This is a genomic window from Bacillus sp. TL12, from assembly GCF_022625245.1.
Taxonomy (GTDB): domain Bacteria; phylum Bacillota; class Bacilli; order Bacillales; family Bacillaceae_G; genus Bacillus_A.
On the sequence record NZ_JAJJBY010000206.1, the window covers coordinates 1 to 492 of the forward strand.

Consider the following 492-nt stretch of genomic DNA (forward strand, 5'->3'; position numbering starts at 1 on the left):
AAGGTTAGGGGTTCGAGTCCTCTCGGGCGCGCTTTTATTGACGGGAAGTGGCTCAGCTTGGTAGAGCACCTGGTTTGGGACCAGGGGGTCGCAGGTTCAAATCCTGTCTTCCCGATATTAAAAAACATGGGGCCTTAGCTCAGCTGGGAGAGCGCCTGCCTTGCACGCAGGAGGTCAGCGGTTCGATCCCGCTAGGCTCCACTTTAGTTATTTATTGGAGGTATACCCAAGTCTGGCTGAAGGGATCGGTCTTGAAAACCGACAGGCGGCGAGAGTCGCGCGGGGGTTCGAATCCCTCTACCTCCTCCATTTTATAATAACTAAGTTAGTATTACGAAAAGCTATTAGATGTATAAAGATAATTAAAAGATACAATTAATTTTTCCTTCATGGAGGTATACCCAAGTCTGGCTGAAGGGATCGGTCTTGAAAACCGACAGGCGGTGAGAATCGCGCGGGGGTTCGAATCCCTCTACCTCCTCCATTTTTAAT

General features: G+C 49.4%; 4 tRNA genes. All 4 read left to right on the forward strand.

From position 1 onward, the window contains the following. Positions 1-41: 41 nt before the first annotated feature. The 4 genes from LOK41_RS28530 to LOK41_RS28545 all read left to right on the forward strand — a co-directional run bounded on the left by LOK41_RS28530 (position 42) and on the right by LOK41_RS28545 (position 484). A tRNA-Pro gene (locus LOK41_RS28530) sits at positions 42-115 on the forward strand. Positions 116-128: 13 nt separating this feature from the next. Further along, positions 129-201 (forward strand) — tRNA-Ala (locus LOK41_RS28535). 15 nt (positions 202-216) lie between these two features. After that, positions 217-309: transfer RNA gene (locus LOK41_RS28540), tRNA-Ser, on the forward strand. Positions 310-391: 82 nt separating this feature from the next. Beyond that, a tRNA-Ser gene (locus tag LOK41_RS28545) sits at positions 392-484 on the forward strand. The last annotated feature ends 8 nt before the right edge of the window (positions 485-492 follow it).